The organism is Pseudohaemophilus paraphrohaemolyticus, assembly GCF_003253115.1.
Lineage (GTDB): Bacteria > Pseudomonadota > Gammaproteobacteria > Enterobacterales > Pasteurellaceae > Haemophilus_A > Haemophilus_A paraphrohaemolyticus_A.
Map to the genome: position 1 here is coordinate 13,871 of NZ_QEQF01000011.1, position 25,907 is coordinate 39,777.

At 42.9% G+C, this 25,907-nt stretch carries 21 protein-coding genes and 4 tRNA genes; 9 read left to right on the forward strand and 16 right to left on the reverse strand.

What is annotated here, in order from left to right; all coding sequences use genetic code 11:
• The first annotated feature begins 41 nt into the window (after positions 1 to 41).
• Positions 42 to 1,052 (forward strand): NAD(P)H-dependent glycerol-3-phosphate dehydrogenase, encoded by a 1,011-nt coding sequence (gpsA, locus tag DPV92_RS09045; protein ID WP_111354591.1) that lies wholly within the window; start codon positions 42 to 44, stop codon positions 1,050 to 1,052.
• Between the two features lie 12 nt (positions 1,053 to 1,064).
• Positions 1,065 to 1,883, forward strand: coding sequence for a serine O-acetyltransferase (gene cysE / locus DPV92_RS09050; protein WP_111354592.1), 819 nt, complete (start codon positions 1,065 to 1,067; stop codon positions 1,881 to 1,883).
• Between the two features lie 56 nt (positions 1,884 to 1,939).
• Here the strand turns inward: cysE and DPV92_RS09055 are convergent, their stop codons facing one another.
• The 10 genes from DPV92_RS09055 to coaA form a co-directional block, all read right to left on the reverse strand.
• Positions 1,940 to 3,133, reverse strand: coding sequence for a ribosomal protein uL16 3-hydroxylase (locus DPV92_RS09055; protein WP_111354593.1), 1,194 nt, complete (start codon positions 3,131 to 3,133; stop codon positions 1,940 to 1,942).
• 153 nt (positions 3,134 to 3,286) lie between these two features.
• Entirely contained in the window at positions 3,287 to 3,550 is a 264-nt protein-coding gene (rpsT, locus tag DPV92_RS09060; RefSeq protein ID WP_111354594.1) for a 30S ribosomal protein S20, read from the reverse strand.
• 204 nt (positions 3,551 to 3,754) lie between these two features.
• Positions 3,755 to 5,323 carry a murein biosynthesis integral membrane protein MurJ gene (gene murJ, locus DPV92_RS09065; protein ID WP_111354595.1) on the reverse strand — a complete coding sequence of 523 codons (1,569 nt, stop codon included), beginning with the start codon at positions 5,321 to 5,323 and terminating at the stop codon, positions 3,755 to 3,757.
• A gap of 66 nt (positions 5,324 to 5,389) precedes the next feature.
• Complete coding sequence (gene mtnN, locus DPV92_RS09070; protein ID WP_111354596.1) at positions 5,390 to 6,088, reverse strand: 5'-methylthioadenosine/S-adenosylhomocysteine nucleosidase; 699 nt, start codon at positions 6,086 to 6,088, stop codon at positions 5,390 to 5,392.
• Positions 6,078 to 6,803: a thioredoxin domain-containing protein gene (locus DPV92_RS09075; protein ID WP_111354597.1), complete on the reverse strand. Its 726-nt coding sequence runs from the start codon at positions 6,801 to 6,803 to the stop codon at positions 6,078 to 6,080. Before DPV92_RS09075 ends, mtnN begins: the two co-directional genes overlap by 11 nt.
• 9 nt (positions 6,804 to 6,812) lie before the next feature.
• The gene (gene mog, locus DPV92_RS09080) at positions 6,813 to 7,397 is read right to left on the reverse strand and encodes a molybdopterin adenylyltransferase (protein WP_111354629.1); all 585 of its coding nucleotides are present in this window, start codon (positions 7,395 to 7,397) and stop codon (positions 6,813 to 6,815) included.
• 129 nt (positions 7,398 to 7,526) lie between these two features.
• Positions 7,527 to 8,441 (reverse strand): c-type cytochrome biogenesis protein CcmI, encoded by a 915-nt coding sequence (gene ccmI, locus DPV92_RS09085; protein ID WP_111354598.1) that lies wholly within the window; start codon positions 8,439 to 8,441, stop codon positions 7,527 to 7,529.
• A 3-nt stretch (positions 8,442 to 8,444) separates the two neighbouring features.
• Positions 8,445 to 8,909 carry a cytochrome c-type biogenesis protein gene (locus DPV92_RS09090; RefSeq protein WP_111354599.1) on the reverse strand — a complete coding sequence of 155 codons (465 nt, stop codon included), beginning with the start codon at positions 8,907 to 8,909 and terminating at the stop codon, positions 8,445 to 8,447.
• Between the two features lie 10 nt (positions 8,910 to 8,919).
• Positions 8,920 to 9,465 (reverse strand): DsbE family thiol:disulfide interchange protein, encoded by a 546-nt coding sequence (locus DPV92_RS09095; protein WP_111354600.1) that lies wholly within the window; start codon positions 9,463 to 9,465, stop codon positions 8,920 to 8,922.
• 33 nt (positions 9,466 to 9,498) lie between these two features.
• Entirely contained in the window at positions 9,499 to 10,449 is a 951-nt protein-coding gene (gene coaA / locus DPV92_RS09100; RefSeq protein WP_111354601.1) for a type I pantothenate kinase, read from the reverse strand.
• A 244-nt stretch (positions 10,450 to 10,693) separates the two neighbouring features.
• Here coaA and DPV92_RS09105 point away from each other — a divergent pair.
• The 6 genes from DPV92_RS09105 (at position 10,694) to xerD (ending at position 13,354) form a co-directional block, all read left to right on the forward strand.
• Positions 10,694 to 10,769, forward strand: a tRNA-Thr gene (locus tag DPV92_RS09105).
• Positions 10,770 to 10,804: 35 nt separating this feature from the next.
• Positions 10,805 to 10,889 (forward strand) — tRNA-Tyr (locus DPV92_RS09110).
• Positions 10,890 to 10,931: 42 nt separating this feature from the next.
• Positions 10,932 to 11,006: transfer RNA gene (locus tag DPV92_RS09115), tRNA-Gly, on the forward strand.
• A gap of 3 nt (positions 11,007 to 11,009) precedes the next feature.
• A tRNA-Thr gene (locus DPV92_RS09120) sits at positions 11,010 to 11,085 on the forward strand.
• Positions 11,086 to 11,197: 112 nt separating this feature from the next.
• Entirely contained in the window at positions 11,198 to 12,382 is a 1,185-nt protein-coding gene (tuf, locus tag DPV92_RS09125) for an elongation factor Tu (RefSeq protein WP_078177606.1), read from the forward strand.
• Positions 12,383 to 12,460: 78 nt separating this feature from the next.
• Positions 12,461 to 13,354 (forward strand): site-specific tyrosine recombinase XerD, encoded by an 894-nt coding sequence (xerD, locus tag DPV92_RS09130; RefSeq protein ID WP_111354602.1) that lies wholly within the window; start codon positions 12,461 to 12,463, stop codon positions 13,352 to 13,354.
• On the opposite strand, the gene tilS is transcribed toward xerD, so the two are convergent.
• The 5 genes from tilS to ydiJ all read right to left on the reverse strand — a co-directional run bounded on the left by tilS (position 13,339) and on the right by ydiJ (position 21,595).
• On the reverse strand, positions 13,339 to 14,604 hold the full coding sequence (gene tilS / locus DPV92_RS09135) for a tRNA lysidine(34) synthetase TilS (protein ID WP_111354603.1): 1,266 nt from the start codon (positions 14,602 to 14,604) through the stop codon (positions 13,339 to 13,341). The two genes, xerD and tilS, sit on opposite strands and share 16 nt — an antisense overlap.
• Before the next feature lie 78 nt (positions 14,605 to 14,682).
• Positions 14,683 to 16,041: a tRNA uridine-5-carboxymethylaminomethyl(34) synthesis GTPase MnmE gene (gene mnmE, locus DPV92_RS09140; RefSeq protein WP_111354604.1), complete on the reverse strand. Its 1,359-nt coding sequence runs from the start codon at positions 16,039 to 16,041 to the stop codon at positions 14,683 to 14,685.
• A gap of 195 nt (positions 16,042 to 16,236) precedes the next feature.
• The gene (yidC, locus tag DPV92_RS09145) at positions 16,237 to 17,868 is read right to left on the reverse strand and encodes a membrane protein insertase YidC (protein ID WP_111354605.1); all 1,632 of its coding nucleotides are present in this window, start codon (positions 17,866 to 17,868) and stop codon (positions 16,237 to 16,239) included.
• A 101-nt stretch (positions 17,869 to 17,969) separates the two neighbouring features.
• Positions 17,970 to 18,404: a PaaI family thioesterase gene (locus DPV92_RS09150; RefSeq protein WP_111354606.1), complete on the reverse strand. Its 435-nt coding sequence runs from the start codon at positions 18,402 to 18,404 to the stop codon at positions 17,970 to 17,972.
• 98 nt (positions 18,405 to 18,502) lie between these two features.
• Complete coding sequence (gene ydiJ, locus DPV92_RS09155; RefSeq protein ID WP_111354607.1) at positions 18,503 to 21,595, reverse strand: D-2-hydroxyglutarate dehydrogenase YdiJ; 3,093 nt, start codon at positions 21,593 to 21,595, stop codon at positions 18,503 to 18,505.
• 597 nt (positions 21,596 to 22,192) lie between these two features.
• On the opposite strand from ydiJ, the gene ompA reads away from it, so the two are divergent.
• Positions 22,193 to 23,332: a porin OmpA gene (gene ompA, locus DPV92_RS09160; protein WP_111354608.1), complete on the forward strand. Its 1,140-nt coding sequence runs from the start codon at positions 22,193 to 22,195 to the stop codon at positions 23,330 to 23,332.
• Between the two features lie 160 nt (positions 23,333 to 23,492).
• On the opposite strand, the gene mrcB is transcribed toward ompA, so the two are convergent.
• Complete coding sequence (gene mrcB, locus DPV92_RS09165; protein ID WP_111354609.1) at positions 23,493 to 25,886, reverse strand: penicillin-binding protein 1B; 2,394 nt, start codon at positions 25,884 to 25,886, stop codon at positions 23,493 to 23,495.
• Positions 25,887 to 25,907 lie beyond the last annotated feature (21 nt).

The window sequence follows — 25,907 nt, forward strand, 5'->3', positions numbered from 1 at the left end:
CTTTACCTTATGGGAAGAGTTTACAAGACAAAGGATGAACTATGACTGCAACCTACTCCGCGCCTGTAACCGTGCTCGGCGCTGGCTCCTACGGCACGGCATTAGCGATTGCACTTGCTCGCAACGGACACAAAACCTACCTTTGGGGGCACCAGCCTGAAGCTATGGCAAAATTAGCGGCTGAACGAATGAACCAAGCCTTTTTGCCTGATATTCCTTTCCCTAAGGCGCTTGAAATTGAAAGCGATTTGGCACAAGCATTAAGCAAAGCTCGTGATTTACTGATCGTTGTGCCAAGCCATGTGTTTGCCGAAGTGCTACAAAATATTAAGCCATTTATTCGCCCAGAGCATCGCATTATGTGGGCAACGAAAGGCTTGGAACGCAATACGGGGCGATTATTACAAACGGTCGCAGAAGAAATTTTAGGCAAATATCACCCGCTAGCGGTCTTATCTGGCCCAACTTTTGCAAAAGAACTTGCTGCTAGCTTACCAACCGCCATTGCTCTTGCTTCAAATGATCCGCAGTTTGCGGATGAAATGCAGCAACGTATTCACTGCTCGAAAACCTTCCGTGTGTATATCAACAATGATATGGTTGGCGTGCAATTGGGCGGTGCGATTAAAAACGTGATTGCAATTGGTGCTGGTGTTTCGGATGGAATGGGCTTCGGGGCAAATGCTCGCACGGCATTGATTACCCGTGGATTAGTTGAAATCAGCCGCTTAGGGGCTTCGCTTGGAGCCGATCCGAAAACCTTTATGGGCATGGCAGGCTTGGGTGATTTAGTGCTGACTTGTACCGACAACCAATCACGTAACCGCCGCTTTGGTTTGGCGTTAGGACAAGGCAAAAAAGCAGACGATATTATTGAGGAAATCGGGCAGGTGGTGGAAGGTTTCTACAACACCAAAGAGGCTTATTTACTCGCCCAAAAACAGGGCGTAGAGATGCCTATCGTGGAGCAAATTTACCAAATGTTGTTTGAAGGAAAAAGTGCCGTGGATGTTGCCAAAGCCTTGTTAGGGCGTGAGCGAAAAGGCGAATAGCAGGAATAAAAAATGATAAACGCACAACAACAGGACATCATCTGGCAAGAGATCCGTCAAGAAGCACAGGAATTAGTGGAAAGTGAGCCGATGCTTGCCAGCTTTTTCCACGCGACTATTTTAAAACACCCCAATCTTGGCAGTTCGTTGAGCTATATTCTGGCGAATAAACTCGAAAACCCGATTATGCCTGCGATTGCTCTGAAAGAAATTATCGAAGAAGCATATCGTGCTGATCCGCAAATTATTTCGAGTGCTGCATGCGACATTGATGCGGTTCGCACCCGCGACCCTGCGGTGGATAAATGGACGACACCGTTGCTCTATCTAAAAGGCTTCCATGCCTTACAAAGCTACCGCGTGACTCATTATTTATGGAAGCAAGGACGAAAAGCGTTGGCCGTTTATCTACAAAATGAGATTTCGGTCGCATTTGATGTAGATATTCACCCTGCAGCACGCGTAGGCTGTGGCATTATGTTCGACCACGCGACGGGCATTGTGGTGGGCGAAACGGCGGTGATTGAAAATGATGTTTCTATTCTGCAAGGCGTGACACTTGGTGGTACGGGTAAAGAACACGGCGATCGTCACCCTAAAATTCGCGAGGGTGTGATGATTGGTGCAGGCGCGAAAATTCTCGGCAATATCGAAATTGGACAATATGCGAAAATTGGAGCAAATTCGGTGGTGCTTCAGCCTGTGCCCGATCACGCGACCGCTGCTGGCGTGCCTGCCAAAATTATCAGTAAATCTTCCGACCAAAAACCTGCCTTTGATATGAACCAATATTTTGAGGACACTCAAGGAATGTTTGGGGATGGGATTTAGCAAATTGCTTATAGAAAAAGACTGCTTGTTTTTACAAGCGGTCTTTGCTTAAAGCTTTATTCAGCTTCGTTTAAAATCAACCAGCCCATATCTAACCAATCGCAAATCGTATCAAGCAATAACTCTAATTCTGCCTGATCTTTCACGCGAGAAGCCAATTTATTCCACGAAATTGAATCACCGTTTGCAATGCGGATTAACAAATTGGTTTCAGCTTCGTTTAGCTCATCAATCCACTCGCCGTTCACATAAATACGTTGCGGATTTTCGGTGTAAAGCATTTTCACATTTGCATCTTGTTGCAACCAACCGCCCGCTTCGAGCACTTCTTGCACTTCGTCTGGATAATTTTCGCTTTCTTCGGTAAGTTGCTCATAGCGTCTTGAACTCACCGCAGAAGCCACTGCATGGGCAAAAATAGCATCAAACTGCTCAGAATCTTGCAATAAGTTGATTAACTGGCGTTTGAAATTTGCGACCATTTTCGGATCTAATAACGCATTCGGCTGCTCATTTGGTGACAAACGGAACGGAATATTAAATTCGGATGTTGGCAATAAATCGTGCTCTTTATCTAAAGTCTCCGTGAATTTGCAGAGCAAATCTGCCGCATTTGGATAACGTAAACCGAACGAGAAAGTCAAACTATCGGTTTCTGACACACCATAATGTGCCATACGCGAAGGTACATAAAGCACGTCCCCAGGTTGCATCACTTCATCAATCACCAAATCGCCCATATCATCAAAAATGCGAATTGGCTGGTTTGGCTTAAATTCAGTAGAAGGATCGCACCATTTGCCCACTTGCCAACGGCGTTCGCCATAGCCTTGTACAAGGAATACATCATATTCATCATAATGTTTGCCTACAGTGCCATTTTTTGGTGAGCAAGAAACCATAATGTCATCACGCTGCCATTGCGGAATATAGCCAAAGGCTTGCCATAATTCGCCCAATTCTGGCGACCATTGCTCTAAATTTTGCACCATTACCGACCATTGCTCTGGCAAGTTTTCCAAATCGCTCTCTTCAAACGGACTGTTTTTCACCGACCATTGCTCGTTTTGGCATTGAATTAGGCGAGCGGTAATCTCTTCTTCAAGTGCTAATTCAAGAATATCGTTTGGTTCGAACAAATCGACAATTTGCGGCAAACCGTTACGGATTAAAAGCGGTCGTTTTTGCCAATAATTTTGCAAAAAGTCTTGTGGTGTGATGTTTTCAGGTAAGCAGAATGGAATGTTCATAGGGCGTTCCTTCTTTTGAGAATAGTTGTTCTTATTATAATAGCGATTTTTTGTGCAAAATACACGGAAAGAATAGAGAAATGTGATTTTCCATGCAAAAAAGCATATAAAAAAACCGACCAAGCGGTCGGTTTTCTTTTTTTATTTTGCAAATTATGCTAACGCTTTGATACGTGCAGATAATTTCGCTTTGTGGTTTGCTGCTTTGTTCGCGTGGATTAAGCCTTTAGATGCCATACGATCCACTACTTTTTGCATTTCAACGAAAGCTGCTTGAGCGACTACTTTATCACCTGCTGCTACTGCTGCATATACTTTTTTGATGAATGTACGCATCATTGAGCGTTGGCTTGCGTTGTGTTGGCGGCGTTTTTCAGATTGAACCGCACGTTTTTTTGCTGACTTGATATTAGCCAAGGTCAAACTCCTAAGATATCTGTGTTAAATAAATAAGCATAAACGGGTTTATGCTGCTATCGATAGTTTTTAATTCATTTTCAACGAGACACGTGCTTGAAAATAACACCGTTTTTCTGTTTAAGAAAACGATAGAACGAGATTTTATCAGCTTTTTGCCGATTTTCCTATAAAAAAGGATAATTTTCTGATCAATTTTGCAATTTAACTTCTAAAATCTTGCTTGCGAATACCTAAAATAAAGAGCATCGCAAAATAACTGATTGCAGCAAGCACAATCAACCAACCAAGCCAATAGACTTTCATCAGTGTACTCATTTCAAACCACGCTTTTAAGTGTGGTGAGAAATAATGGACTAGCCAGCCCATTACTAGGGCTGCAATCACTATTTTTAAGATAAAGAAAATCGTTTTGCGAGAGATGTGATAAATGCCCTGTTTCGACAGATGGCGATAAAGCAAAGAGGCATTTACCGCAGCGGATAACACTGACGCCATTGCTAAACCTAAGTAGCCAAATGGAATCGCAAGCAAGCCAAAACACATATTACAAGCGGTCGCAATTAAGCCAATTTTTACGGGGGTTTTAGTGTTCTGGTTAGCATAAAAACCGTTCGCTAAAATGCTAATGAGCATATAGCTGTTTAGTCCTAAACACATAATCCAGAGCGAATGGCTAGAGGCGATTACATCTGAAAGCCCAAATTTACCGCGCATAAAGAGCGTCATAATCATTGGCTGAGCAAGGGTAGCAATGCCGATCATGGCAGGAATCCCAAGCAGTAATACCATGCGCACGCCCCAGTCCATTGTGGTTTGGAATTGGGTTTTACGCTCGGTTTCATTTAGCTCTTTCTGCTTGGCAATTTTAGACAGGGTTGGAAGTACTACGGTCGAAATCGCAATACCGAAAATACCGAGTGGGAATTCGATCAAGCGGTCGGAATAATAAAGCCACGTGATTGAGCCTGTAACCAAAAAGCTGGCAATCACTTGGTTTAATAATAAGTTGATTTGCGTCACTGACACGCCGAATAACGCAGGTAACATCAGTGTACGCACTTTTTTTACGCCTTCATCATTCCATGCCCATTTCGGTTTTACTAACAAACCCGCTTGCTTCATAAATGGAATTTGGAACAGGAATTGCAGTAATCCACCTAAGAAAATCCCCCACGCAAGGGCAATGTCTGGTCGCTCAAAATAATCTGCGCCGAAGATTGCCATCGCAATAATCGCCACATTCAGTAACACAGGCGAAAATGCCATCACACCGAATTTGCCAAGCGTGTTAAGCACAGCCCCAGAAAGGGCAACAAAAGTGATAAACCAGAGGTAAGGAAAGGTGATTTTCAACAATAGCGAAGCCTGTGTAAATTTTTCCGCATCAGCCCCACCATTAAGCCAATCCATAAACCAGCCTGTACCGAAAAGTGCTGCTACAACAGGCGAGCCGATCATTGCCAATAATGTCACAGCTGACACTACCAACCCCAACGACCCCGACACTTTCGCCACAAATTCACGGGTTTTGTTTAAGTTGTTATCAGAATTATATTCCGCTAAAACGGGCACAAATGCCTTAGAAAAAGCCCCTTCAGCGAATAAACGACGCAGAAAATTGGGAATACGATTGGCGAAAAGAAAGACATCTGACATCGCCCCCGCTCCGAGTACACTTGCCACGATCATATCGCGAATTAAGCCCAACACGCGGGAAACGAGGGTTAGCCCACTGACTAATATGCCTGATTTTAGAAGTTTTTTGCTCATAGCCTCTATTTTTTTGGACTCCAAGGGAATATGCCCTAAATGTAAAATAGGGCTATAGATGTTACGTTAACCCAAATTATTCAACATCGCCAAAACCATCTCTGATGATTTTTCTGCGGCAAGCGGTAAAAACTCATCAAAAGAGAGATGCGATTCTTTGTCGGCAACGTCTGAAATCGCACGCACCACTACAAATGGAATTTGCATTGCGTGACACACTTGGGCGATGGCGGCAGCTTCCATTTCAACGGCTGCGACTTGTGGGAAGTCTGCACGAATTTGAGCGATTTTATCTGCCCCGTTGATAAAGGCATCACCGCTACAAATTAAGCCAGAAACAGCATTTAAGCCTAATTTTTCCGCCTGTTTTTTAGCTACTTCTACTAATTGTTCATTTGGTAAAAATGCCGCTGGATTGGCGGGAAGTTGTCCTTTCTCATAGCCGAAAGCGGTCACATCCACATCGTGGTGACGTACATCGGTTGAAATAATCACATCGCCGACGTTTAAGTTTGGATCTAACCCGCCAGCAGATCCCGTGTTAATAATCATATCGGGTTTGAATTGCTGAATGAGTAGTGTTGTGCCCATCGCAGCGGCTACTTTTCCAATGCCAGATTGCAATACTGCAACAGGGCGGTTGTTAATTTTACCTTCAAAAATTTTGCAGTTGGCTATTTCTGTTGTTTTCGGTTCAAGCATTAAACCGCATAAAATTTCTACTTCTTGTGGCATCGCACCAATAATTGCAATTTTATTTGGCATCGTTATCTCCTTGTTCTTGTTGTAGTTTCTCAACTAAAAAATCTAGCACCCCGAAGGTGTAATCATCGTTGTAAAGCGTGTTTTGCAACAAAATATATTTGCCGTTTAACACTGCCATCGGCACATACTTTGGTGAACCGTATTGTTTAAACAAATTCACATCGCTTTCAATCTGTTTTTTCACTGGAGCGGAATGGAAGAGTTGATGGAAGCGTTGGTCATCAATCCCATTGCGTTTGAGCCACGCTCGGATCTCATCGTTGCTTTTGAGTAAGCTTTTCTCTTCTTTGCGATCAAGACTGTCGAACAGATAGAGCGGGCTTAAATCCGCTTTGCCGTATTCTTTAAAAGTTGCATTCATCGCACTGGTGAAATTATCCTCTTTGGCAAAGCTCGGTGAGGTTTGCAACACCAATTTATCTGCGTGATTTTTTACATAGAGATTAAGGGAATCCAACCCAATCAGACAGTTCTTACAGCCATATTGATAGAAATATTGGATTAAAATTTTACCCTTTGGCACATTGATTTTAATCGGTTTGATATACGAAAAGAAATCCTTACCATCTTTAAAAAGCGGTTGTTTTTCTTCGGTTTTTTGCGAAGTTTCACTTGTAGTTTTCTTTTCAGGTTCGCTTGCAACGTTTGGAAGCGCAATCATCAAACCCAGCAAAGCGGTTAAATAATATCGTAATTTCATCGTGGTTTTACTCATTTAGCGGATTTATCTTATCGCTGATTTCGGGCGGAAACTTTCGCACACGCTTGCGTGGGTGTCGATATAAATCTCGCTGAGTAATTGCAAGCAATAAGGCACAGCGGAGAAAATGCCTTTTACTATTGTTTTGCCGTTTTCGTCTTTTACGCCTTCCAACGTTTCTTGGATTGCTTTCGGCTGCCCTGGTAAGTTAAGAATTAAACTTTCGCCACGAATCACACCGACTTGGCGAGAGAGAATCGCGGTCGGTACAAATTGTAGGCTCACTTGACGCATTTGTTCACCAAAGCCTGGCATTTCACGATCTGCGACGGCAAGCGTAGCATCAGGCGTTACATCACGTTTCGCAGGACCTGTGCCGCCTGTGGTTAACACTAAGTGGCATTCAGCTTGATCGACTAATTCGATTAAAGTTTGTTCAATAAGCGGCTGCTCATCAGGAATTAAACGGACTTCGATATCAAATTCATCAATTAAGGCTTTTTCCAACCACGCTTGGAGTGCGGGAATGCCTTGGTCTGCATAAACGCCTTGTGAGGCACGGTCGGACACAGAAACTAGCCCGACTTTGAGTTTTTGTTTGTTTAGCATTTTATATTCTCTTTTTGTACTAATTTCTCCGTAAATGACTACTGCCAAATCTCCCCTCCTTCTTTAGCAAAGAGGGAGAGGGGAGATTTAGCAGTCTTGTTTCCAAAGAAATTAGTTTATTTGGTTATCTTACTTTTGATTTTCTTTCGTTGGCTCAGCTGCTTTTTGCTCTTGCATTTTTTGCATTTGCATTGCCATATCAATACTTTTTTCTACCGTTTTACGACGCGGATTATCTTCAGGAATCAGCTTCAACATCATTCCCCACGTCATCGCTGCCATTTTGTAATCTTCCTCTTCAAAAGCACTAAACGCCAACATACTTAACGCATCAAGGTTGGTATGATCTTCCCGCAACAGTTCAGACAGTAAGGCTTTGCCTTTCTCTTTATCTGCTTTATCTTGCGAGAGCATCAACAATTGTGCATAGCTAGATTTATATTGCATATTTTGGGGCTCAAGTTGTGTTGCTTTGCCGTAGCTTTCATAGGCAAGCTGACCATCATCTTTTGCCATCCCGACTTGCCCGAGCATAAACCAGCCTTGTGCATTGTTTGGATTTTCCTGCAAATCGGCACGTAACGCCACGGCAAATTGGTTTAGCTCTGCTTCAGACAACGGGTTTGTATCTTCGTTTTTAATGCGATCGTAAAAATATTCTAGCTTTTTATGCGTTATATTGACCATGTCCGCTGCTTGCCATGAACCGACCGAGACATAAGCCCCCGAGCTAATCGCACCAACCGCAACCAAAATTGCAATAAACCAGCCTTTTTTGACCGCTTGTGTGCTGGCTTGTTGCTCAGCTTCTTCGGGAATATCGTCTAACAAGCTCTGTTGCAACTCTTGTTTGGTCTGCTCCGCATCTTCAATCACGCCCTCGTTCGCCTCTTGTTCCACTTCTTTTAAACGTTGGAAGTAAAAGTGCTTGTTGAGCGTGGAACGTTGTGTACCGTTCAATTGCTGTTTGCTTTTTAAAAGCGGGTAAAAACCGATGAAGCAAATCACCAGCGTGATTACCAAAGTAATGAGCCAAAAGGTCATAGGTTATTCCTTATCATTAAGAATTTTTGCCAAACGTGCTTTATCTTGAGCTGATTTTGCAAGATCTTGCGATTTTTCAACCGCTTGTAAGCCTTTTTTCTTACGCATTAAAATCAAGCCTAAACCCGATAAAATGAGTAGTACAGGCAATACCCACAGGAAAATGGTCGCAGGTGTGATGGGCGGATCGTAGGTTACAAAATTGCCGTAACGTTCGACCATATATTCCACCACTTCATCCTTATTTTTGCCTTGTTTGAGTAGCTCTAAGGTTTTGGCACGCATATCGGTTGCGATAGTTGCGTTTGAATCAGCAATGTTGTTGTTCTGACACTGCGGACAACGCAAGGTTTGGATAAGCGATTGATAATCCGCCTCTTGCTGGTTGTTGTCGAATTGGTTGAATTCGATAGGGGCAGCGGTGGCAACAGTTGCCGTGAAAATAAAAAGAGAGAGTAGTTTTTTCATTGTTTATCTTCTATTGCGTTTTTGCGTTGTCGTAAATCGGTTTTAAAATCTGGTACCAAACGTTTTCATTCACATCGCCTGCATGACGGTAGAGAATTTTGCCATTGCCATCAATCACAAAGGTTTCAGGTGCACCATATACGCCTAAGTCTAAACCAAGTGAGCCTTTCGGGTCGTAGATGATCGCTTTGTATGGGTTGCCGTAGCTCATTAAAAATTTCATTGCTTTGGCTCGTTCATCTTTGTAGTCGATGCCGACAATTTCTACGCCTTGTTTGGCAAGTTCAGTCAAATAAGCGTGTTCGGCATAGCAAGTTGGACACCAAGTCGCCCATACATTTAAGAGGCGAGGATGCCCCGTTTTAACGACACTTTCATCTAGCATTTTGGTTTCGTCTTGTACGGACTCTAGCTGGAAAGTGGGTATGGGTTTACCAATGAGGACAGAGTCGAGTTTTTTAGGGTCGTCCCCGTTGCCATTGCGGAAAAGTTGCACGGTGAGTGCGATGCAAAGTGCGAGGAAGATAATTAAAGGTAAAAAGAGTTTTTTGTTCATAGTAAGCGGTTGTTTTTAGTTAAAAGTTTGCCATTATTTTCTTAATTTCACTGTTTGGATTTCGTGATTTTCACCTTTGGTGAGAATTAAATTGGCTCTTTCTCGGCTTGGCAGAATGTTTTTCTTCAAGTTCAAGCCGTTAATTTCTTCCCAAATAGTGGAGGCGGTTTGGATTGCCTCTTCCTCCGATAACTCTGAATAGTGGTGGAAGTAAGAATTTGGGTCTGAAAACGCACTGCGGCGGAATTTTAGGAAGCGATAAATATACCACTGTTTTAATAAGGATTCATCTGCATCGACATAAATCGAAAAATCGACAAAGTCGGAAACAAAGGCGTTGTGCGGGCTGGCAGGGTAGTTCATTCCGCTTTGTAGCACATTTAAACCTTCTAAGATCACAATATCGGGCTGCTCAACCACATTAAATTGGTCGGGGATAATGTCGTAGGTCAAGTGTGAGTAAATTGGTGCTTTCACGCTTGGTTTGCCCGATTTAAGGTCGGAAACAAATTCAATTAAGCGGTAAATATCGTAAGACTCTGGGAAACCTTTCCGTTTGAGTAGGTTTTTCTCTTCCAAGGTTTTTAGCGGGTAGAGAAAGCCGTCGGTGGTGATTAAATCCACTTTTCTTGGCCCTGGATAGTTGGAAAGCAGAGCTTGTAGAATACGTGCGGAGGTGCTTTTGCCGACCGAAACGCTCCCTGCAATACTAATAATGTAAGGCACTTTTGGCGGTTCGACATCTAAAAAGCGGTGCAATACGGCTTGGCGTTTGAGATTTTCTTCGATGTAATAGTTGATTAAACGGGCAAGCGGTAGATAAATAGTGCGAACTTCCTCTAATGAGAGATCTTCGTTAAAGCCAAGCAGGGGTTTGAGATCTTGCTCGGTCAATTTTAACGGCACAGATTTACGCAGTGCCGCCCATTGGGTTCGATCAAAAGTTAAAAAAGGGGTAATTTTGCTGTTTTTTTCAAGGCTCATTGCCAAAATCTCTATTTTCTTAATCTAAATTTTGCTTTTTTAGCAAAAGAATGATGCGAACTATACAATATAAACGGGATTTTTTGGGGATTTATTCAGAGAAAAACGCTAAAAAGTTACAAAAAATCAACATTTAGATCGCAAAATAAGCAAAGAAACGGTTTTTTAAAATTTTTTAGAAAAAACGCTTGCACGGTTTCCAAAAATCTCTATAATGCACCTCACTTGCTTACGACAACGCAACGCCGACTTAGCTCAGTAGGTAGAGCAACTGACTTGTAATCAGTAGGTCACCAGTTCGATTCCGGTAGTCGGCACCATCCCTGCAATGTTTAATCAAGTATTCAATTATCGTGGAGGGATTCCCGAGCGGCCAAAGGGGGCAGACTGTAAATCTGTTGGCTCAGCCTTCGAAGGTTCGAATCCTTCTCCCTCCACCATTTCTTATTGAATCGCACATTGGGACAGACGAATTTAGAACAGCGGGCATCGTATAATGGCTATTACCTTAGCCTTCCAAGCTAATGATGCGGGTTCGATTCCCGCTGCCCGCTCCAAGCGCTGATATAGCTCAGTTGGTAGAGCGCACCCTTGGTAAGGGTGAGGTCGGCGGTTCAAATCCGCCTATCAGCACCATTCTCTTCTAAACTTCATCTTTTCAAAGTGTTCTTAATTTTGTAACAATTTCTACATGTGGTTAATGTGGTTATACGCCATTGTAACCGTGTTTGTTTAAGAGGCTTTAAAAATGTCTAAAGAAAAATTTGAACGTACAAAACCGCACGTTAACGTGGGTACAATCGGCCACGTTGACCATGGTAAAACAACTTTAACAGCTGCAATCACAACTGTATTAGCGAAACACTTCGGTGGTGCAGCTCGTGCATTCGACCAAATCGATAACGCACCAGAAGAAAAAGCGCGTGGTATCACCATCAACACTTCACACGTTGAGTATGATACAGCAACTCGTCACTATGCACACGTTGACTGCCCAGGACACGCGGACTACGTTAAAAACATGATTACTGGTGCGGCACAAATGGATGGTGCTATCTTAGTAGTAGCAGCAACAGACGGTCCTATGCCACAAACTCGTGAGCATATCTTATTAGGTCGCCAAGTAGGTGTTCCATACATCATCGTATTCTTAAACAAATGCGATATGGTTGACGATGAAGAATTATTAGAATTAGTTGAGATGGAAGTGCGTGAACTTCTTTCACAATACGACTTCCCAGGTGATGACACGCCAGTAGTACGTGGTTCAGCGTTACAAGCGTTAAACGGCGTAGCAGAGTGGGAAGAAAAAATTCTTGAATTAGCAAACCACTTAGATACATACATCCCAGAGCCAGAACGTGCGATTGATAAACCATTCTTATTACCAATCGAAGACGTATTCTCAATCTCAGGTCGTGGTACAGTAGTAACAGGCCGTGTAGAGCGTGGTATCATCAAAGCGGGTGAGGAAGTTGAAATCGTAGGTATCAAAGACACTACGAAAACAACTGTAACTGGCGTGGAAATGTTCCGTAAATTATTAGACGAAGGTCGTGCGGGTGAAAACGTTGGTGCATTATTACGTGGTACAAAACGTGAAGAAATCGAACGTGGCCAAGTATTAGCGAAACCAGGTACAATTACACCACACACAGACTTCGAATCAGAAGTGTACGTATTATCAAAAGAAGAAGGTGGTCGTCACACTCCATTCTTCAAAGGTTACCGTCCACAATTCTACTTCCGTACAACTGACGTAACTGGTACAATCGAATTACCAGAAGGCGTAGAAATGGTAATGCCAGGCGATAACATCAAAATGACAGTATCATTAATTCACCCAATCGCGATGGACGAAGGTTTACGTTTCGCAATCCGTGAAGGTGGTCGTACAGTAGGTGCGGGCGTTGTTGCTAAAATCATCAAATAATTGATGGCTTAGTCAAAGCTTCACAAGAAAAGGCGTATCGAAAGGTACGCCTTTTTGCTATATTGAGAAAATGATCCTATGAAACCTCTCGACAGCATTATTGAACAATTCCTAGATCAACTCTGGCAAGAATACGGGTTATCGCAAAATACAATAGAATCTTACCGCTTGGATCTTGCTCAATTTACCGATTGGCTTGATTCGCCTCGCGAATTTTTAACGGTAGATCATAGTAAACTCCAAGATTTTCTTGGTTTTCGTATTGACCAAGGTTATAAAGCGAGCAGTTCTCTACGAATGCTGAGTTGCTTGCGTAAATTTTTCCGTTTTTTATATCTTGAGAATTACCGTAAGGATGATCCAACAGCTACATTAGAATCATTTCGTAAGCCAACTCGGCTGCCAAAGTCATTAAATGAAGAACAAGTAATGGATTTACTCAATGCCCCGAATACGCTTACCCCAATCGAATTGCGGGATAAAGCGATGCTCGAACTGCTTTACGCAACAGGGCTTCGCGTCACGGAATTGGTTTCACTGACTACTGAAAATATGAGTTTGCGACAAGGCGTGGTTCGCATTATTGGTAAAGGCGATAAAGAGCGATTAGTGCCGATGGGAGAAGAAGCCATTTATTGGATTCAAGAGTATTTCCAACAAGCTCGTCCAATTTTATTGAATCAGCAGCAATCAAATGTACTGTTTCCAAGTAAACGTGGAACGCAAATGACACGCCAAACTTTCTGGCATCGCATTAAGTATTACGCTCAATTGGCAGGCATTGAAAGCGAAAAACTTTCCCCGCACGTGCTTCGCCACGCCTTTGCGACCCATTTAGTCAATCACGGTGCGGATTTACGCGTGGTGCAGATGTTACTTGGACACAGTGATTTATCAACTACCCAAATTTATACCCACGTGGCAAAAGCTCGTTTGAAATCATTGCATGAAAAATATCATCCTCGGGGATAGAGTAAGCCTAATAGAATATTTTTGTTAAATACAAGAGGCACCCTATCTCTCAACCATACAGGAATCTGGTGCTTTTGCCAGATTTTTTTTATCTCTTCGTGATGGTTTTTGCCATATTCCCGAACTTTGCCTGAAAATCCTATTTGAATAGTTAGAGGTGAATTTTGATGATCGAATGGAATAGGCAAGCGGTTAATTTTTCCTGTTTTTTGGTAAATCAGTTCATGACCAAGATGTTGAATTTCGCCTAATTGATAAGGCAGTGTAATGTATTCATTTTGTTTGATTTGTTGTAAAAAGGGAGCGATCTTGCTTAATTCTTCAGTAATAAAAAGCTTTTGTTGATAACGACGAATAATCCATTTTCCCAATTTTAATTGCGGATTTTTATCTTCTTGCGCCAAAACTACACACTCCATGAGCTGCTGTAATTGAGCTGATGTTGGCATTAACAAGCCTGATTTTTCCAGCCAAAGGCGAAGAAGAGCGGCTTGTTTTTCCTGTGAAAATTGGGGAAAGTCGTGAATGGCGAGTGTTTTTGCTTCAGTATCAATATGGTGAGCTAAACTCTCGGCTAATAATTCATTCAGCAAGCGATGTTCGCTGGCTAAATGCTGGCAAGCTCGGGCAACATTACGAGAAAACCCCACCCATTGTTGTTCCATTTGAGGCAATAATGTATTTCGCAGGAAATTGCGGTCGTAGGCATTTGATTGATTGCTCTCATCTTCTACCCACGCCAATTGATGTGTATTGGCATACACTAAAATCTCTGCTTTGCTGATGTTTAATAGCGGTCGGAAAATCGCAAAGTTTTGCGAAAAACTGACCGCGTGCATTGCAGAGAGTCCTTTTAAACCTGCACCACGCTTGAGTGCAAGGAAAAAGGTTTCCGCTTGATCGTCCAAATGATGTGCGGTAACGACCACTTCATTTGGTTGCAACACTTTTCGAATGGCTTGATAGCGAGCTTCACGAGCGGAAGCCTCAACGCCTTTTTTCCCGCTTACCGTTACTTTTTGCAAAATAAAGGGAATATTCCACCGCTTGCAAAGCTGTTCGCAGAAGCTTGCCCATTGATCGGCATTGGGGCTTAATCCGTGGTGGATGTGAACGGCACGAAGGTTTAAGTTCAGTTTGGAAAAAAGATCTAGCAACACCACAGAATCCACTCCACCGCTGAGGGCGATGAGGAAGTTTTGTTGGGCGGGAAGATGCCGGATGAGCTGGGTTTGTAAATAAGAACGCATATGAAAATGTAGGAGCAAATTATATTTGCCCTAATATACCAACAATTTGGGCAAATGTAATTTGCCCCTACAATTGAATTATTTTCCAATACAAAATGAGCTAAAAATATTGCCAAGTAAATCATCTGAGGTAAATTGCCCCGTGATTTCGCTTAACGCGTTTTGCACCATACGTAACTCTTCGGCGAGCAATTCGCCTGCATGGAATTGGGTGAGTTGCACGTGCCCCATTTCCAGATGCTCTGCGGCAGACTCAAGTGCTTGCAAGTGACGGCGGCGGGCAAGGAAACCGCCTTCAGTGGTGCTTTGGTAGCCCATTGATTTTTTCAGATGATCTCGTAATAAATCTACGCCCACTTTGGTTTGAGCCGATAAACGAATAAGTGTGAAGCCATCTTTTTCTCCTAAGCCCTCCATTTCGCCTGATAAATCGACCTTGTTACGAATGACGGTAATCGGCATATTTTGCGGTAATTTTGCCAAGAAATCCGCCCATTCGGTTTTGAAATCGTCTGCTTTTTGCTCGGTGCTATCGATCATCAATAAGACGTGGTCAGCTTGCTCGATTTCGTTCCACGCACGTTGAATCCCGATGCGTTCCACTTCATCGCTCGCATCACGTAAGCCTGCAGTGTCGATAATATGCAGCGGCATTCCATCGATATGGATATGCTCACGTAACACGTCACGGGTTGTGCCTGCAATGTCGGTAACGATAGCGGCTTCGCGTCCTGCTAAGGCATTGAGTAAGCTAGATTTCCCCGCATTTGGGCGACCTGCAATGACAACTTTCATCCCTTCGCGTAAAATCGCCCCTTGTTTTGCTTCTTGGCGAACTTGGCTGAGCTGTGAAATGATGTCGTTCAAATGCCCTTCAATTTTGCCATCTGCAAGGAAGTCGATTTCTTCATCAGGGAAGTCGATTGCCGCTTCCACGTAGGTGCGGAGGTAAATTACGCTATCCACCAAGCGGTTGATTTTAGTTGAAAATTCGCCTTGTAGTGATTTCAGTGCTGAGCGAGCAGCTTGTTCACTAGTGGCATCAATGAGATCGGCAATCGCTTCAGCCTGAGCGAGGTCGAGTTTGTCGTTTAAAAATGCTTGCTCAGAGAATTCGCCCGCACGGGCAATGCGTACGCCTTTGATTTCCAGAATGCGTTTGAGCAAAATATCTAAAATTACTTGCCCCCCGTGCCCTTGCAGTTCAAGTACATCTTCTCCCGTGAAGGAATTAGGGGCTTTGAAGAAGAGGGCGATGCCTTGGTCTAATACCGTGCTATCGTTATCCTTGAATGGCAAGTAATTTGCTAGGCGAGGTTTGAGTTCTTTGCCAAGCACTTCTTGAGCAACGGTGCTCGCAAGAGGCCCAGAGACGCGTAAAATCCCCACGCCCCCGCGACCAATTGGGGTGGCTTGGGCGACAATTGTTTCTTTCATTGTTGTTCCTTTGGTTGAAAGCGGTCGATTTGGTAAAAGGTTTTGCGAATTTGACCGCTTGGTCGTAGAAGAATGATATTCTAATAATTTACTCTCTCCCACAAGGGGTAAGGGAGGTATCTCATTGCAGATGCCTGATTATATCAGCATTTCCCTCACAATAAAAAAAGCACGCTTGTGCGTGCTTTTTATCAATTATTTTTTCTTACGTGAATGTAACCCTTTTTTCTCTAATTGGCGATAAATCCACCATTGTTGGAACAGGGTAATACAGTTCGAGGTTAGCCAGTAAAGTACTAAACCTGCTGGGAAGAACAGGAAGAATACCGTGAAGATCACTGGCATAAAGGTCATCACTTTTTGTTGCATTGGATCTGCCACTGGTGTTGGCGACATTTTTTGCAACAAGAACATTGAAGCACCCATTAAAATTGGGAAAATGTAGTATGGGTCTTGTGCCGATAAGTCTTGAATCCAGCCAAAGAATGGTGCGTGGCGTAACTCCACTGCTTCCATAAATGTCCAATATAATGCGATGAAAATTGGCATCTGGATTAAGATTGGTAAGCAACCGCCCATTGGGTTTACTTTCTCTTCTTTGTAGAGCTTCATCATCTCTTGGCTCATACGTTGGCGATCATCCCCGAAACGCTCACGCATCTCTTGGATTTTCGGCTGTAACATACGCATTTTTGCCATTGAGGTGTATTGTGCTTTGGTTAATGGGTAAAGAATTGATTTCACCACGATGGTCACTAAGATAATCGCAATACCCCAGTTAGACACAGCTTTTTGGATAGTGGTTAATAACCAGAATAATGGCTTCGCAATGAACCACGCCCAGCCGTAATCTGCGGTTAAATCTAAGTGGTTTGCGGTTTCAGCCATCTCTTTTTGATCTTTCGGACCCGTCCATAAATGAGTGTTTATGCTCGCTTCTGTATTCGGGGCAACGGTTGTTACCGCACCACGATAGCCGATAGTGGCAAAACGTTTGTCATCAGATACGCGAGTGAATAAGGTCATCGCTTGGTCTTGAGTAGGAATCCACGCAGACACGAAATAGTGTTGCAATACTGCAATCCAACCTGTGTTGGTTTCAACAGATAAACCCGCTTTTTCCATATCTTGGAAGCTATATTTTTTATAGTTGGTTTCTGAAGAAGAGTACGCACCGCCTGTGTAAGTTGGCATCGTTAAGTTGCCAGAGTTTTCCACGATGGTATGTTTTAACTGACCGTAAGGTTGTACCTCAATGGCTTCTGCTGTACCGTTTTTAATGTTGAAATTCACATCAACATTGTAACTACCACGTTTAAGCGTGAAAGTTTTGGTGTAAAGTACGCCATCTTTTTCAAAAGTTAAAGGCACGTTTACCGCATCTTGACCATCTGCTAATTTGAAGCTTTCTGCAGTTGTTTGGTATTGTGGACGACCAGAAACTGTATCGATTCCGTTTTTACCCACTAAGCCACTTTGAGCAATATAAACGCGGTTAGCGTTATCTTGTAATAATTCAAAAGGTGTGTTTGAGTGAAGTTCTGCATTGTGTTTAAGCAAATCAGAGTCCACCACATCACCGCCAAGCGTATCAATGGTTAAGCGTAATACATCGCTTTCAACCGTGATGGTTTTACCTTTAACGCTTGCCACATCAGCGGGCTGTGAAGTGCTTGATGCAGGTACATCGTGAGATTGTTGTTGAGCTTGGATCTGAGCTTGTTTCTGTGCTTGAATTTCAGGGTTGAAATCTTGTTGCCATTGCGTAAACAATAGGAACGACACTAATAACAATCCCATCACCAATAAACTACGATTTGAATTCATAGGGTATTTCTCTTGTTAATGAAAGTGAATGGATAAAAGAAGAGCATTTTATAATAGGTTGCGGGTAGATCCAACTTACTTTTACTGCTTTTCTTGGATTTTTATGCTGCTGGCTTATCTAAAACTTTAGTAGACAAGCGTGCTACTGCACACAAATTTCCTTCTTCATCTTTAGTTTCAATATTCCACACGTGTACTTCACGCCCTAATTTAAGCGGGTAAGCTCGGGCAATCGCTTTTTTACCTTCTTTAACCGATTTTAAGTGGCTGATGTTCAATTCCATTCCAACAGCGATCTGATGCGGCTCGCACACTAAAAGCGAGCCTGCATTTGCTACCGTTTCAGCAAGCGTGGCAGAAATGCCGCCGTGTAATACGCCGAACGGTTGCATCGTTTTTTCGTTCACGGTGAGTTCCGCTTCCAGCCAATCTTTACCAATTTGGGTGAATTGAATGCCTAAATGCCCAACAGCATTACCTTGGCAGAGTTGATTTAATTGTTCAGGGGTGGCAGTTTGTTTCCAGATGGTGGTCATGGGTTCCTCGGGGTTTATTAAAAAGTAGAGTGTGTGGATTTGAAAAATCCACGCCTGCAAAACAAAGCGTGCGTGAACTGTGTTCATACACCCTACGATTAGATAATGGATAATAGCGCCTGTATTGGATGCTTAATCTGTTGATGCTCCATTCGTTTCACTTGCGAACGGCAAGAGTAGCCTGTCGCTAAGCATCGTTCAAGCGGTGCGTTTTTCAGTTTTTGTTGCCAAGATTGTTGGTAAATCGCTTTTGACATCTCCACGTGGGCGGTTTCGTGCCCGAATGTGCCTGCCATTCCGCAGCAACCTACTTTCTCGCTTACCAACGTTTCGCCAAAATGGGCGAAGATCTGTTGCCACTCTTTGCTTGAGGCGGGAAGCTCGGTGGTTTCGGTGCAGTGGGCGAATAGATGCCACGGCAAGCGGTTGGTTTCTTTTGCTTTTTTGCAATTGTCTAATACGCCTGATTTGATTTGTTCAATCAACCATTCGTGGGCGAGTAGCACTTTGAAATCGCCGCGTTCCGCTTTCAAAATATCGCGGTATTCATCGCGGTAAAGCAGCGTCAAAGCTGGGTCAATTGCCACCATCGGTAAGCCGAGTTTGGCGATGCGGTTTAAGAAATCCGCTTGATTTTTGGCAGTTTTGGCGAATTTACTCAAAAAGCCTTTGATGTGTTGTGCCTTACCTGTTGGTTTATATGGCAACACTACAGGTTTGAAGCCGAGTTTTTGAGTAAAGGCAACGAAATCTGCCACCACTTTTGCATCGTAGAAGGTGGTAAATGGATCTTGCACTACGAGTACTGTTTGGCAATTTTTTGCGGAAAATTGACCGCTTGCCTGTTGAGCTTCAAGATTTTCAAGTGTTTCGCCTTGATAGCCAATTTCTACCAATTGCTTTTGCAAGTTTGGCGTGGAAAGGGCAGGCAAGTAAGTCATTCTAATTGTTTTATTGGCGGCGATTTCTGCCAAATAACTGGTGCTGAAGAAATTAAAAAATTTCGGGGCTTTTGCCATTAAAGGGGCGATAAACTCCAAGTTTGACACCACGTAATCTTTCACAGGGCGAAGGTAGCGTTGGTGGTAAAGCTCATTAAATTGTGAGCGGAAAGTCGGTACATCAATTTTAATTGGACATTGGCTGGCACAGGCTTTGCAAGCAAGGCAGGTATCCATTGCTGCTTTTACTTCGTGTGAGAAATCATATTCCTGCGTTTTCTTGAACGAATGACGTACTTTTGCCACAAAATCAGTTAATTTCACTGCTTTTGAGCGTTTTTCAAAAATCAAATCATTAGGGTTAACTTGCTGATCGGCAAGTAGTCGCAGCCATTCGCGGATGAGTGTTGCTCGTCCTTTTGGCGAATAGAGGCGGTTGCCCGAAATTTTCATCGACGGGCACATCGCGCTGTGTACATCAAAGTTGAAGCATAATCCATTTCCGTTGCAGTTCATCGCCCCTTTAAATTCTTCACGCACTGCAATTGGAATACGACGCTCGAAATCGGCTCGCATTGCTTCGTCGATTTTGTAGAGCTCTGCGTCAGAACCTAATGGTGTGCAGATTTTGCCAGGGTTCAGACGATTTTGTGGATCGAACAGTTGCTTGATGTGGCGGAGCTCTTTCCACAGCGTTTCGCCAAAAAAGCGTTCGCCATAGTAAGAACGCATCCCTTTGCCATGTTCGCCCCAAATTAAACCACCATATTTATAGGTAAGCTCAACGACTTGATCAGAAATCGCTTTGAAGGTTTTGACCTGTTCTAAATCGCACAAATCTAAAGCAGGGCGAACGTGCAACACGCCTGCATCCACGTGCCCGAACATACCGTAGGCAAGGTTGTGGCTATCTAATAAAGCACGAAATTCGGTAATGTAATCGGCAAGATTTTCAGGCGGCACAGCGGTATCTTCCACAAAGGGGATCGGTTTTGCCCAGCTTTTTGCATTGCCAAGCAAGCCGACTGCTTTTTTCCGCATTGCGTAGATTTTTCCGATGCTGTCTAACTCTTTGCAAATTTGGTAGCCAATGATACCGCTCGTACCCTGTGCAATTTTTTCATCAAGGCTGACACACAAGGCTTGAACTTGCGTTTCAATTTGTTTGAGATCGCTTGATGCATACTCAACGATGTTAATCCCCAAAATCGGGTTATTTGGATCTTCGGTGATTAAATCCGATACCGAGTGCCAGATGATGTCTTGTTTCGCCAGATTCAGCACTTTGGAGTCGACCGTTTCGACGGATAAGGCTTTCGCTTGCAACATCATTGGTGCAGAGCGGAGTGCGGCATCGAACGAGTTGTATTTGATGTTAATCAGCGTACGATATTTCGGAATCGGCAGAAGATTAAGTTTCGCTTCGCAAATAAAGGCAAGCGAGCCTTCTGAGCCTGTCAGAATACGGGTAAGGTTAAATTCGCTTTCATCGTCATTGAAGACATTTTTTAAGTCGTAGCCTGTGATAAAGCGGTTCAGTTGTGGCAACTCTTTGAGAACAGTCGGGCGTAGCGTTTTGCAACGCTTAAAGACCTCGTTATGTAATTTTTTGCCTAAACTAGAAAGTGGTAGTTGCTCAAGGTTTGTAGAAAAGTTCTCGGTTTTAACCGCTTGTGTTTCTAGAATTTCGCCATTTACCAACACCGATTTGATTGCCAGAATATGGTCGGACGTTTTGCCATATTGCAACGAACCTTGCCCTGATGCATCGGTATTGATCATCCCGCCTAGCGTAGCTCGGTTACTGGTAGAAAGTTCGGGCGAAAAAAATAAGCCGTGCGGTTTGAGGAATTGATTAAGCTGATCTTTGACCACACCTGCTTGCACGCGAACCCAGCGTTCTTTTACATTCAGCTCTAAAATTTGGGTCATATGGCGGGAGAGATCGACAATAATGTTGTTATTGAGCGACTGCCCATTCGTCCCTGTGCCACCGCCGCGGGGTGTGAAAGTGAGGCTTTGATAGGCTTCTTTTTGGGCGACTTTGGTCAGAATAACTACATCGGTAACCGATTTCGGAAAAAGCACCGCTTGTGGCATGCGTTGATATACACTGTTATCGGTTGCCATTGAAAGGCGGTCTGCGTAGCTGCTAGCAATATCACCTGAAAAATGCTGTTCGGTAAGTTCGTTAAGATATTGCTGAACTAATGGATTTTGGTCTGGAATGTTTGCAAGTCTAGGAATCATTTTTTGTTCCTTTTATATAAAGATAAAATCGTTTGCATCTTAGCAAGAAATGGGGGGAATGAAAATTGAGATATTTTTATAAAAGTGAAGTGTTTTTGTATATAAATAGTTTCAATTTCAAAGGGGATTTCCAGTTTATCCAATAAATAATACAAAAATTATTCCCCTAATGTATTGAAATCGTATAAATTCAACCCTATTTTTATCATGCTTTCAATGTAATTGTCTTAGTAAACCTAAGCAATATAGAAAGTATTTTTACCTTTTTCATCTGCTTTCATTAGAAAAAAGATTGGTGAGATATACTTCAAATTGATTACTAAGTAATCAATCAAGGTGATTTTGTACGCTATTTATACAGAAAATTATTGATTTTAATTGAACTTATTAAGATAATATCACCTATTCTTGCCCATCTTCTCAAGGACAAGAATGAGTGAAGGCTATTTTTCTTTATGTTATAAAGTAAAAATATTCGGCATTTCACTTCTTTAGTCTTTCTATCAAAAGAAGATGAAAGGCGTGGTTAAGATTCAACATTTTTATTATGTTGGAAAATTTTATTACATGGAATGACAAATTATAGAGGGTCATAAAATGAAAAAATCATTAGTTGCATTAGCAGTATTAGCTGCATCAGCAGCAGCAACAGCAGCTCCACAAGCTAACACTTTCTATGCAGGTGCTAAAGCTGGTTGGGCAAACTTCCGTGATGGTTTCACACAATTCGAATCAAACCAACCAAACGCTAAATTTGCACACGGCAATGGTAGAGGTTACGGTATCAACAAAAACACTGTAACTTACGGTGTTTTCGGTGGTTACCAAATCTTAAACCAAGATAACTTTGGTTTAGCAGCTGAATTAGGTTACGATTATTTTGGTCGTGCACGTGGTAATACAACATTCGCTGGTGACAACAACCAAGAAAAACGTGCTGCAAAACATGCAGCACATGGTGCTCACTTAAGCTTAAAACCAAGCTACGAAGTATTACCTAACTTAGATGTTTACGGTAAAGTTGGTGTTGCGTTAATCCGTAACGATTACTACGCACAATCAAGCGTAGCTCACGATTCACGTGTTAAAGCTCACAACTTCAAACCATCTCTAACTTTAGGTGCTGGTGTTGAGTACGCAATTCTTCCAGAATTAGCAGCACGTATCGAATACCAATACGTGAATAAAGTAGGTAACTTAGACAAAGCTATCTCTAAAACAACTAATAAGGCATGGCAAAATACTCAATATAGCCCAGATTTACACTCAGTATCTGCAGGTTTAAGCTACCGTTTCGGTCAAGGTGCGACACCAGTTGCTCCAGCAGCACCAGAAGTGATGACTAAAAACTTCTCATTCAGCTCTGATGTTTTATTCGCATTCGGTAAAGCAAACTTAAAACCAGAAGCAGCACAAGCTTTAGATGCAGCTAACAACGAAATCAACGCTTTAGGTTTAGCTAACCCTGCAATCCAAGTAAACGGCCATGCAGACCGTATTGGTAAACAAGCAGCTAACTTAAAACTTTCACAACGTCGTGCAGAAACAGTAGCTAACTACTTAGTTTCTAAAGGTCAAAATGCAGCGAACGTAACTGCAGTAGGTTACGGTTCAGCTAACCCAGTAACTGGCAACACTTGTGATGCAGTTAAAGGTCGTAAAGCATTAATCGCTTGCTTAGCACCAGACCGTCGTGTTGAAGTTCAAGTAAAAGGTTCAAAAGAAGTAACAATGTAATTTGTTAGTTTCTTAGAATAACGAGAAGCCCGCAGTAATGCGGGCTTTTTCATTACTAGGATGCTAGTAGGCCGATAGTATTTTGGCCAAATAAAAAACGGTTGATTTTAAGAGAGAATTTGTGAATCTCTTACGAAAATCAACCGCTTGGGGCTTCAATCTATTCGGTTACTGGCGCAATTTCCTCCGATGGAATGCTTTGTTGTTCTTCGGAAACTTCCGCCTTGGTATTCTCTGTTTTAGATTTTCCAAGCGAGAGAGCATCTAACACCGTTGGTTTTTGGGCTTCCACAATTGAGCCACCAGAGGAGCAATAAGTTTGCCCACGGTCACGCCACATTGGAATTTGTCGCCCGCTTTCACAAGCAATACTGCCGTAGCTGTTAATTCCTACCCATTGAATATCTTTCATTTTCGGCAAGTTAAATTTCAGAGGTAAGGCACGGCGGATATACTCTTTATAAACATACAATGCCCCGCTTGAACCCGTTAAATACGTGTCGGCATTGTTATCTTTACCTAGCCATACCGTTGCCACGTTTTTGCCATCAATCCCCACAAACCAAGTATCGCGCGCGTTGTTGGTTGTCCCTGTTTTACCTGCCAAGCGTAAGTCGGCAAATTCACTTTGTAAGCTACGAGCCGTACCGCGTTCAACCACTTGTTGCATTGCATAAAGTGTTTGTGTTGTTGCTTCTTCAGGGAGTACCTGCTTGCTCACATCTTCAATATTGCGCTGGTAAAGCGGTTTGCCGTTAAAGCCTGTGATAGATTCTATAGTTGTTAATGGCACTCTCAAGCCATTATTTGCAAGCACTTGGTAAGATTTGGTCACGTCATACGGTGAAATTGAGTAAGAACCAAGCAACATTGATGGGTAAGCAGGGATATCCACTTTGTCCCATCCCATCTCTTTTTGCTTCGCAATCACTTTTCGCAAGCCGAATTTCATCCCAATATTTACAGTTGGAATGTTAAGCGAGCGAACGAGTGCATCCATTAACATCACTGAGCCACTAAAGCGTTTGTCGTAGTTTTTTGGTGACCACGGTGGCGAGCCTTTAACAGTAATGGTGATCGGTTTGTTATCAATTGGCGTATTCAAGCGGAAATTTTTCGGATCAGACAACGCAATTGCATAAATAGAAGGTTTCACCAATGAGCCGATTTGGCGTTTGGTTTGGATCGCACGGTTAAAGCCCGCATATTGAGTTAAACGGTCGCCCACAATTGCGCGCACTTTACCCGTGCGATATTCCGATACCACAATAGCGGCTTGCAAGTCCTTGATTTTCTTATCTGAATTTTCCAACTCTTCCAAGCCGTTAATCACTGCTTGCTCAGCAGAACGCTGTTGTTTGCGGTCAAGCGTGGTAAAGATTTTCGCACCAGAAAGTAAAGCAGAGCGGTTCTCTCCAAACTCATTTTTCAAGTCCATATTCAACGCTTGCATAAAGGCAGGTTGTTGGCGATAAATCGTGCCTTTTTCTTTTACGCCCAGCGGTTGTTTGACTAGAAATTCGTAGTCGCTTTGGCTAATCGCATGATTTTCTTGAAGCAGTTTGAGCACCACATTGCGTCGTTCAAGTGCCGCTTCAGGATGTCGCCATGGGTTATAAAGGGAAGGACCTTTTACCATTCCCACCAATAATGCCATTTGTGAGGGGGTGATTTCTTGGATTGGTCGCCCAAAATAGAACTGACTTGCCAATGCAAAGCCGTGTACTTGATAACTACCGTTCTGCCCTAAATAAATTTCGTTTAAATAGGTTTCAAGAATACGGTTTTTGTCGTAGCGTGCGTCTAAAATCAGCGACATCAAGGCTTCGTTAATTTTACGGCTTAGTGATTTTTCGCTGCTCAAAAAGAGATTTTTTACCAACTGTTGAGTGAGTGTACTTGCCCCCTGCACCGTTTTGCCCGCTTGATAGTTCGCTACTAACGCACGAGCAATTCCCATCGGGCTGATACCGTCGTGCTGGTAAAAGCGTTTATCTTCGGTTAAAAGTAGGGCTTGAATCAGAAAATACGGATATTGCTGCAATTTCAACGCTTGGCGTTCTTCATCGCTTTCTGAGTGCAACATCGCTATTAGTTTTGGGTCAAGCCTAAACTCTTCCACCAAACGTTGAGCACCCAAGTCTTCGATGTAAGTCAACTTGTCATCTTGGAAGCGCAAACGTAAGACACGCTGTGCTTCAGGATTTTCAGGAAACGGAAAGGCGCGACGTAGCACCACAATATTATTGCCTTCGATTTTGAAATCGCCAGGGGCAACAATTTGCGATACCTGACGATAGCCGTTGTCTAGCAAGGCGGTTTTGGTTTGCTCAAGCGTGAGATTTTCTTCAAGAGTGATACTTTCGATGCGAGCATAAACCTCAGCAGGCAATTGCCAGACTTGTCCGTTCATTTTGGTACGGATTTTTCCGTCCAAATAAATGGCATAAACTGCTATAAAGCTCGCCCCAACCACGCCTAATTTGAGCCCTGTGGTCAGCAATCGAGAACAAAGAGAGCGACTGTTTTTTTGCTTTTTTTCACGCGTTGACATAGTTCAAACCAAAAGGAAAAA

What these genes read in the sequence shown, in the direction of transcription:
- gpsA (WP_111354591.1), top strand. Translation starts at nt 42, where the DNA reads ATGACTGCAACCTACTCCGCGCCTGTAACCGTGCTCGGCGCTGGCTCC.
- cysE (WP_111354592.1), top strand. Translation starts at nt 1,065, where the DNA reads ATGATAAACGCACAACAACAGGACATCATCTGGCAAGAGATCCGTCAA.
- DPV92_RS09055 (WP_111354593.1), bottom strand. Translation starts at nt 3,133, where the DNA reads ATGAACATTCCATTCTGCTTACCTGAAAACATCACACCACAAGACTTT.
- murJ (WP_111354595.1), bottom strand. Translation starts at nt 5,323, where the DNA reads ATGAGCAAAAAACTTCTAAAATCAGGCATATTAGTCAGTGGGCTAACC.
- mtnN (WP_111354596.1), bottom strand. Translation starts at nt 6,088, where the DNA reads ATGCCAAATAAAATTGCAATTATTGGTGCGATGCCACAAGAAGTAGAA.
- DPV92_RS09075 (WP_111354597.1), bottom strand. Translation starts at nt 6,803, where the DNA reads ATGAGTAAAACCACGATGAAATTACGATATTATTTAACCGCTTTGCTG.
- mog (WP_111354629.1), bottom strand. Translation starts at nt 7,397, where the DNA reads ATGCTAAACAAACAAAAACTCAAAGTCGGGCTAGTTTCTGTGTCCGAC.
- ccmI (WP_111354598.1), bottom strand. Translation starts at nt 8,441, where the DNA reads ATGACCTTTTGGCTCATTACTTTGGTAATCACGCTGGTGATTTGCTTC.
- DPV92_RS09090 (WP_111354599.1), bottom strand. Translation starts at nt 8,909, where the DNA reads ATGAAAAAACTACTCTCTCTTTTTATTTTCACGGCAACTGTTGCCACC.
- DPV92_RS09095 (WP_111354600.1), bottom strand. Translation starts at nt 9,465, where the DNA reads ATGAACAAAAAACTCTTTTTACCTTTAATTATCTTCCTCGCACTTTGC.
- coaA (WP_111354601.1), bottom strand. Translation starts at nt 10,449, where the DNA reads ATGAGCCTTGAAAAAAACAGCAAAATTACCCCTTTTTTAACTTTTGAT.
- tuf (WP_078177606.1), top strand. Translation starts at nt 11,198, where the DNA reads ATGTCTAAAGAAAAATTTGAACGTACAAAACCGCACGTTAACGTGGGT.
- xerD (WP_111354602.1), top strand. Translation starts at nt 12,461, where the DNA reads ATGAAACCTCTCGACAGCATTATTGAACAATTCCTAGATCAACTCTGG.
- tilS (WP_111354603.1), bottom strand. Translation starts at nt 14,604, where the DNA reads ATGCGTTCTTATTTACAAACCCAGCTCATCCGGCATCTTCCCGCCCAA.
- mnmE (WP_111354604.1), bottom strand. Translation starts at nt 16,041, where the DNA reads ATGAAAGAAACAATTGTCGCCCAAGCCACCCCAATTGGTCGCGGGGGC.
- yidC (WP_111354605.1), bottom strand. Translation starts at nt 17,868, where the DNA reads ATGAATTCAAATCGTAGTTTATTGGTGATGGGATTGTTATTAGTGTCG.
- DPV92_RS09150 (WP_111354606.1), bottom strand. Translation starts at nt 18,404, where the DNA reads ATGACCACCATCTGGAAACAAACTGCCACCCCTGAACAATTAAATCAA.
- ydiJ (WP_111354607.1), bottom strand. Translation starts at nt 21,595, where the DNA reads ATGATTCCTAGACTTGCAAACATTCCAGACCAAAATCCATTAGTTCAG.
- ompA (WP_111354608.1), top strand. Translation starts at nt 22,193, where the DNA reads ATGAAAAAATCATTAGTTGCATTAGCAGTATTAGCTGCATCAGCAGCA.
- mrcB (WP_111354609.1), bottom strand. Translation starts at nt 25,886, where the DNA reads ATGTCAACGCGTGAAAAAAAGCAAAAAAACAGTCGCTCTCTTTGTTCT.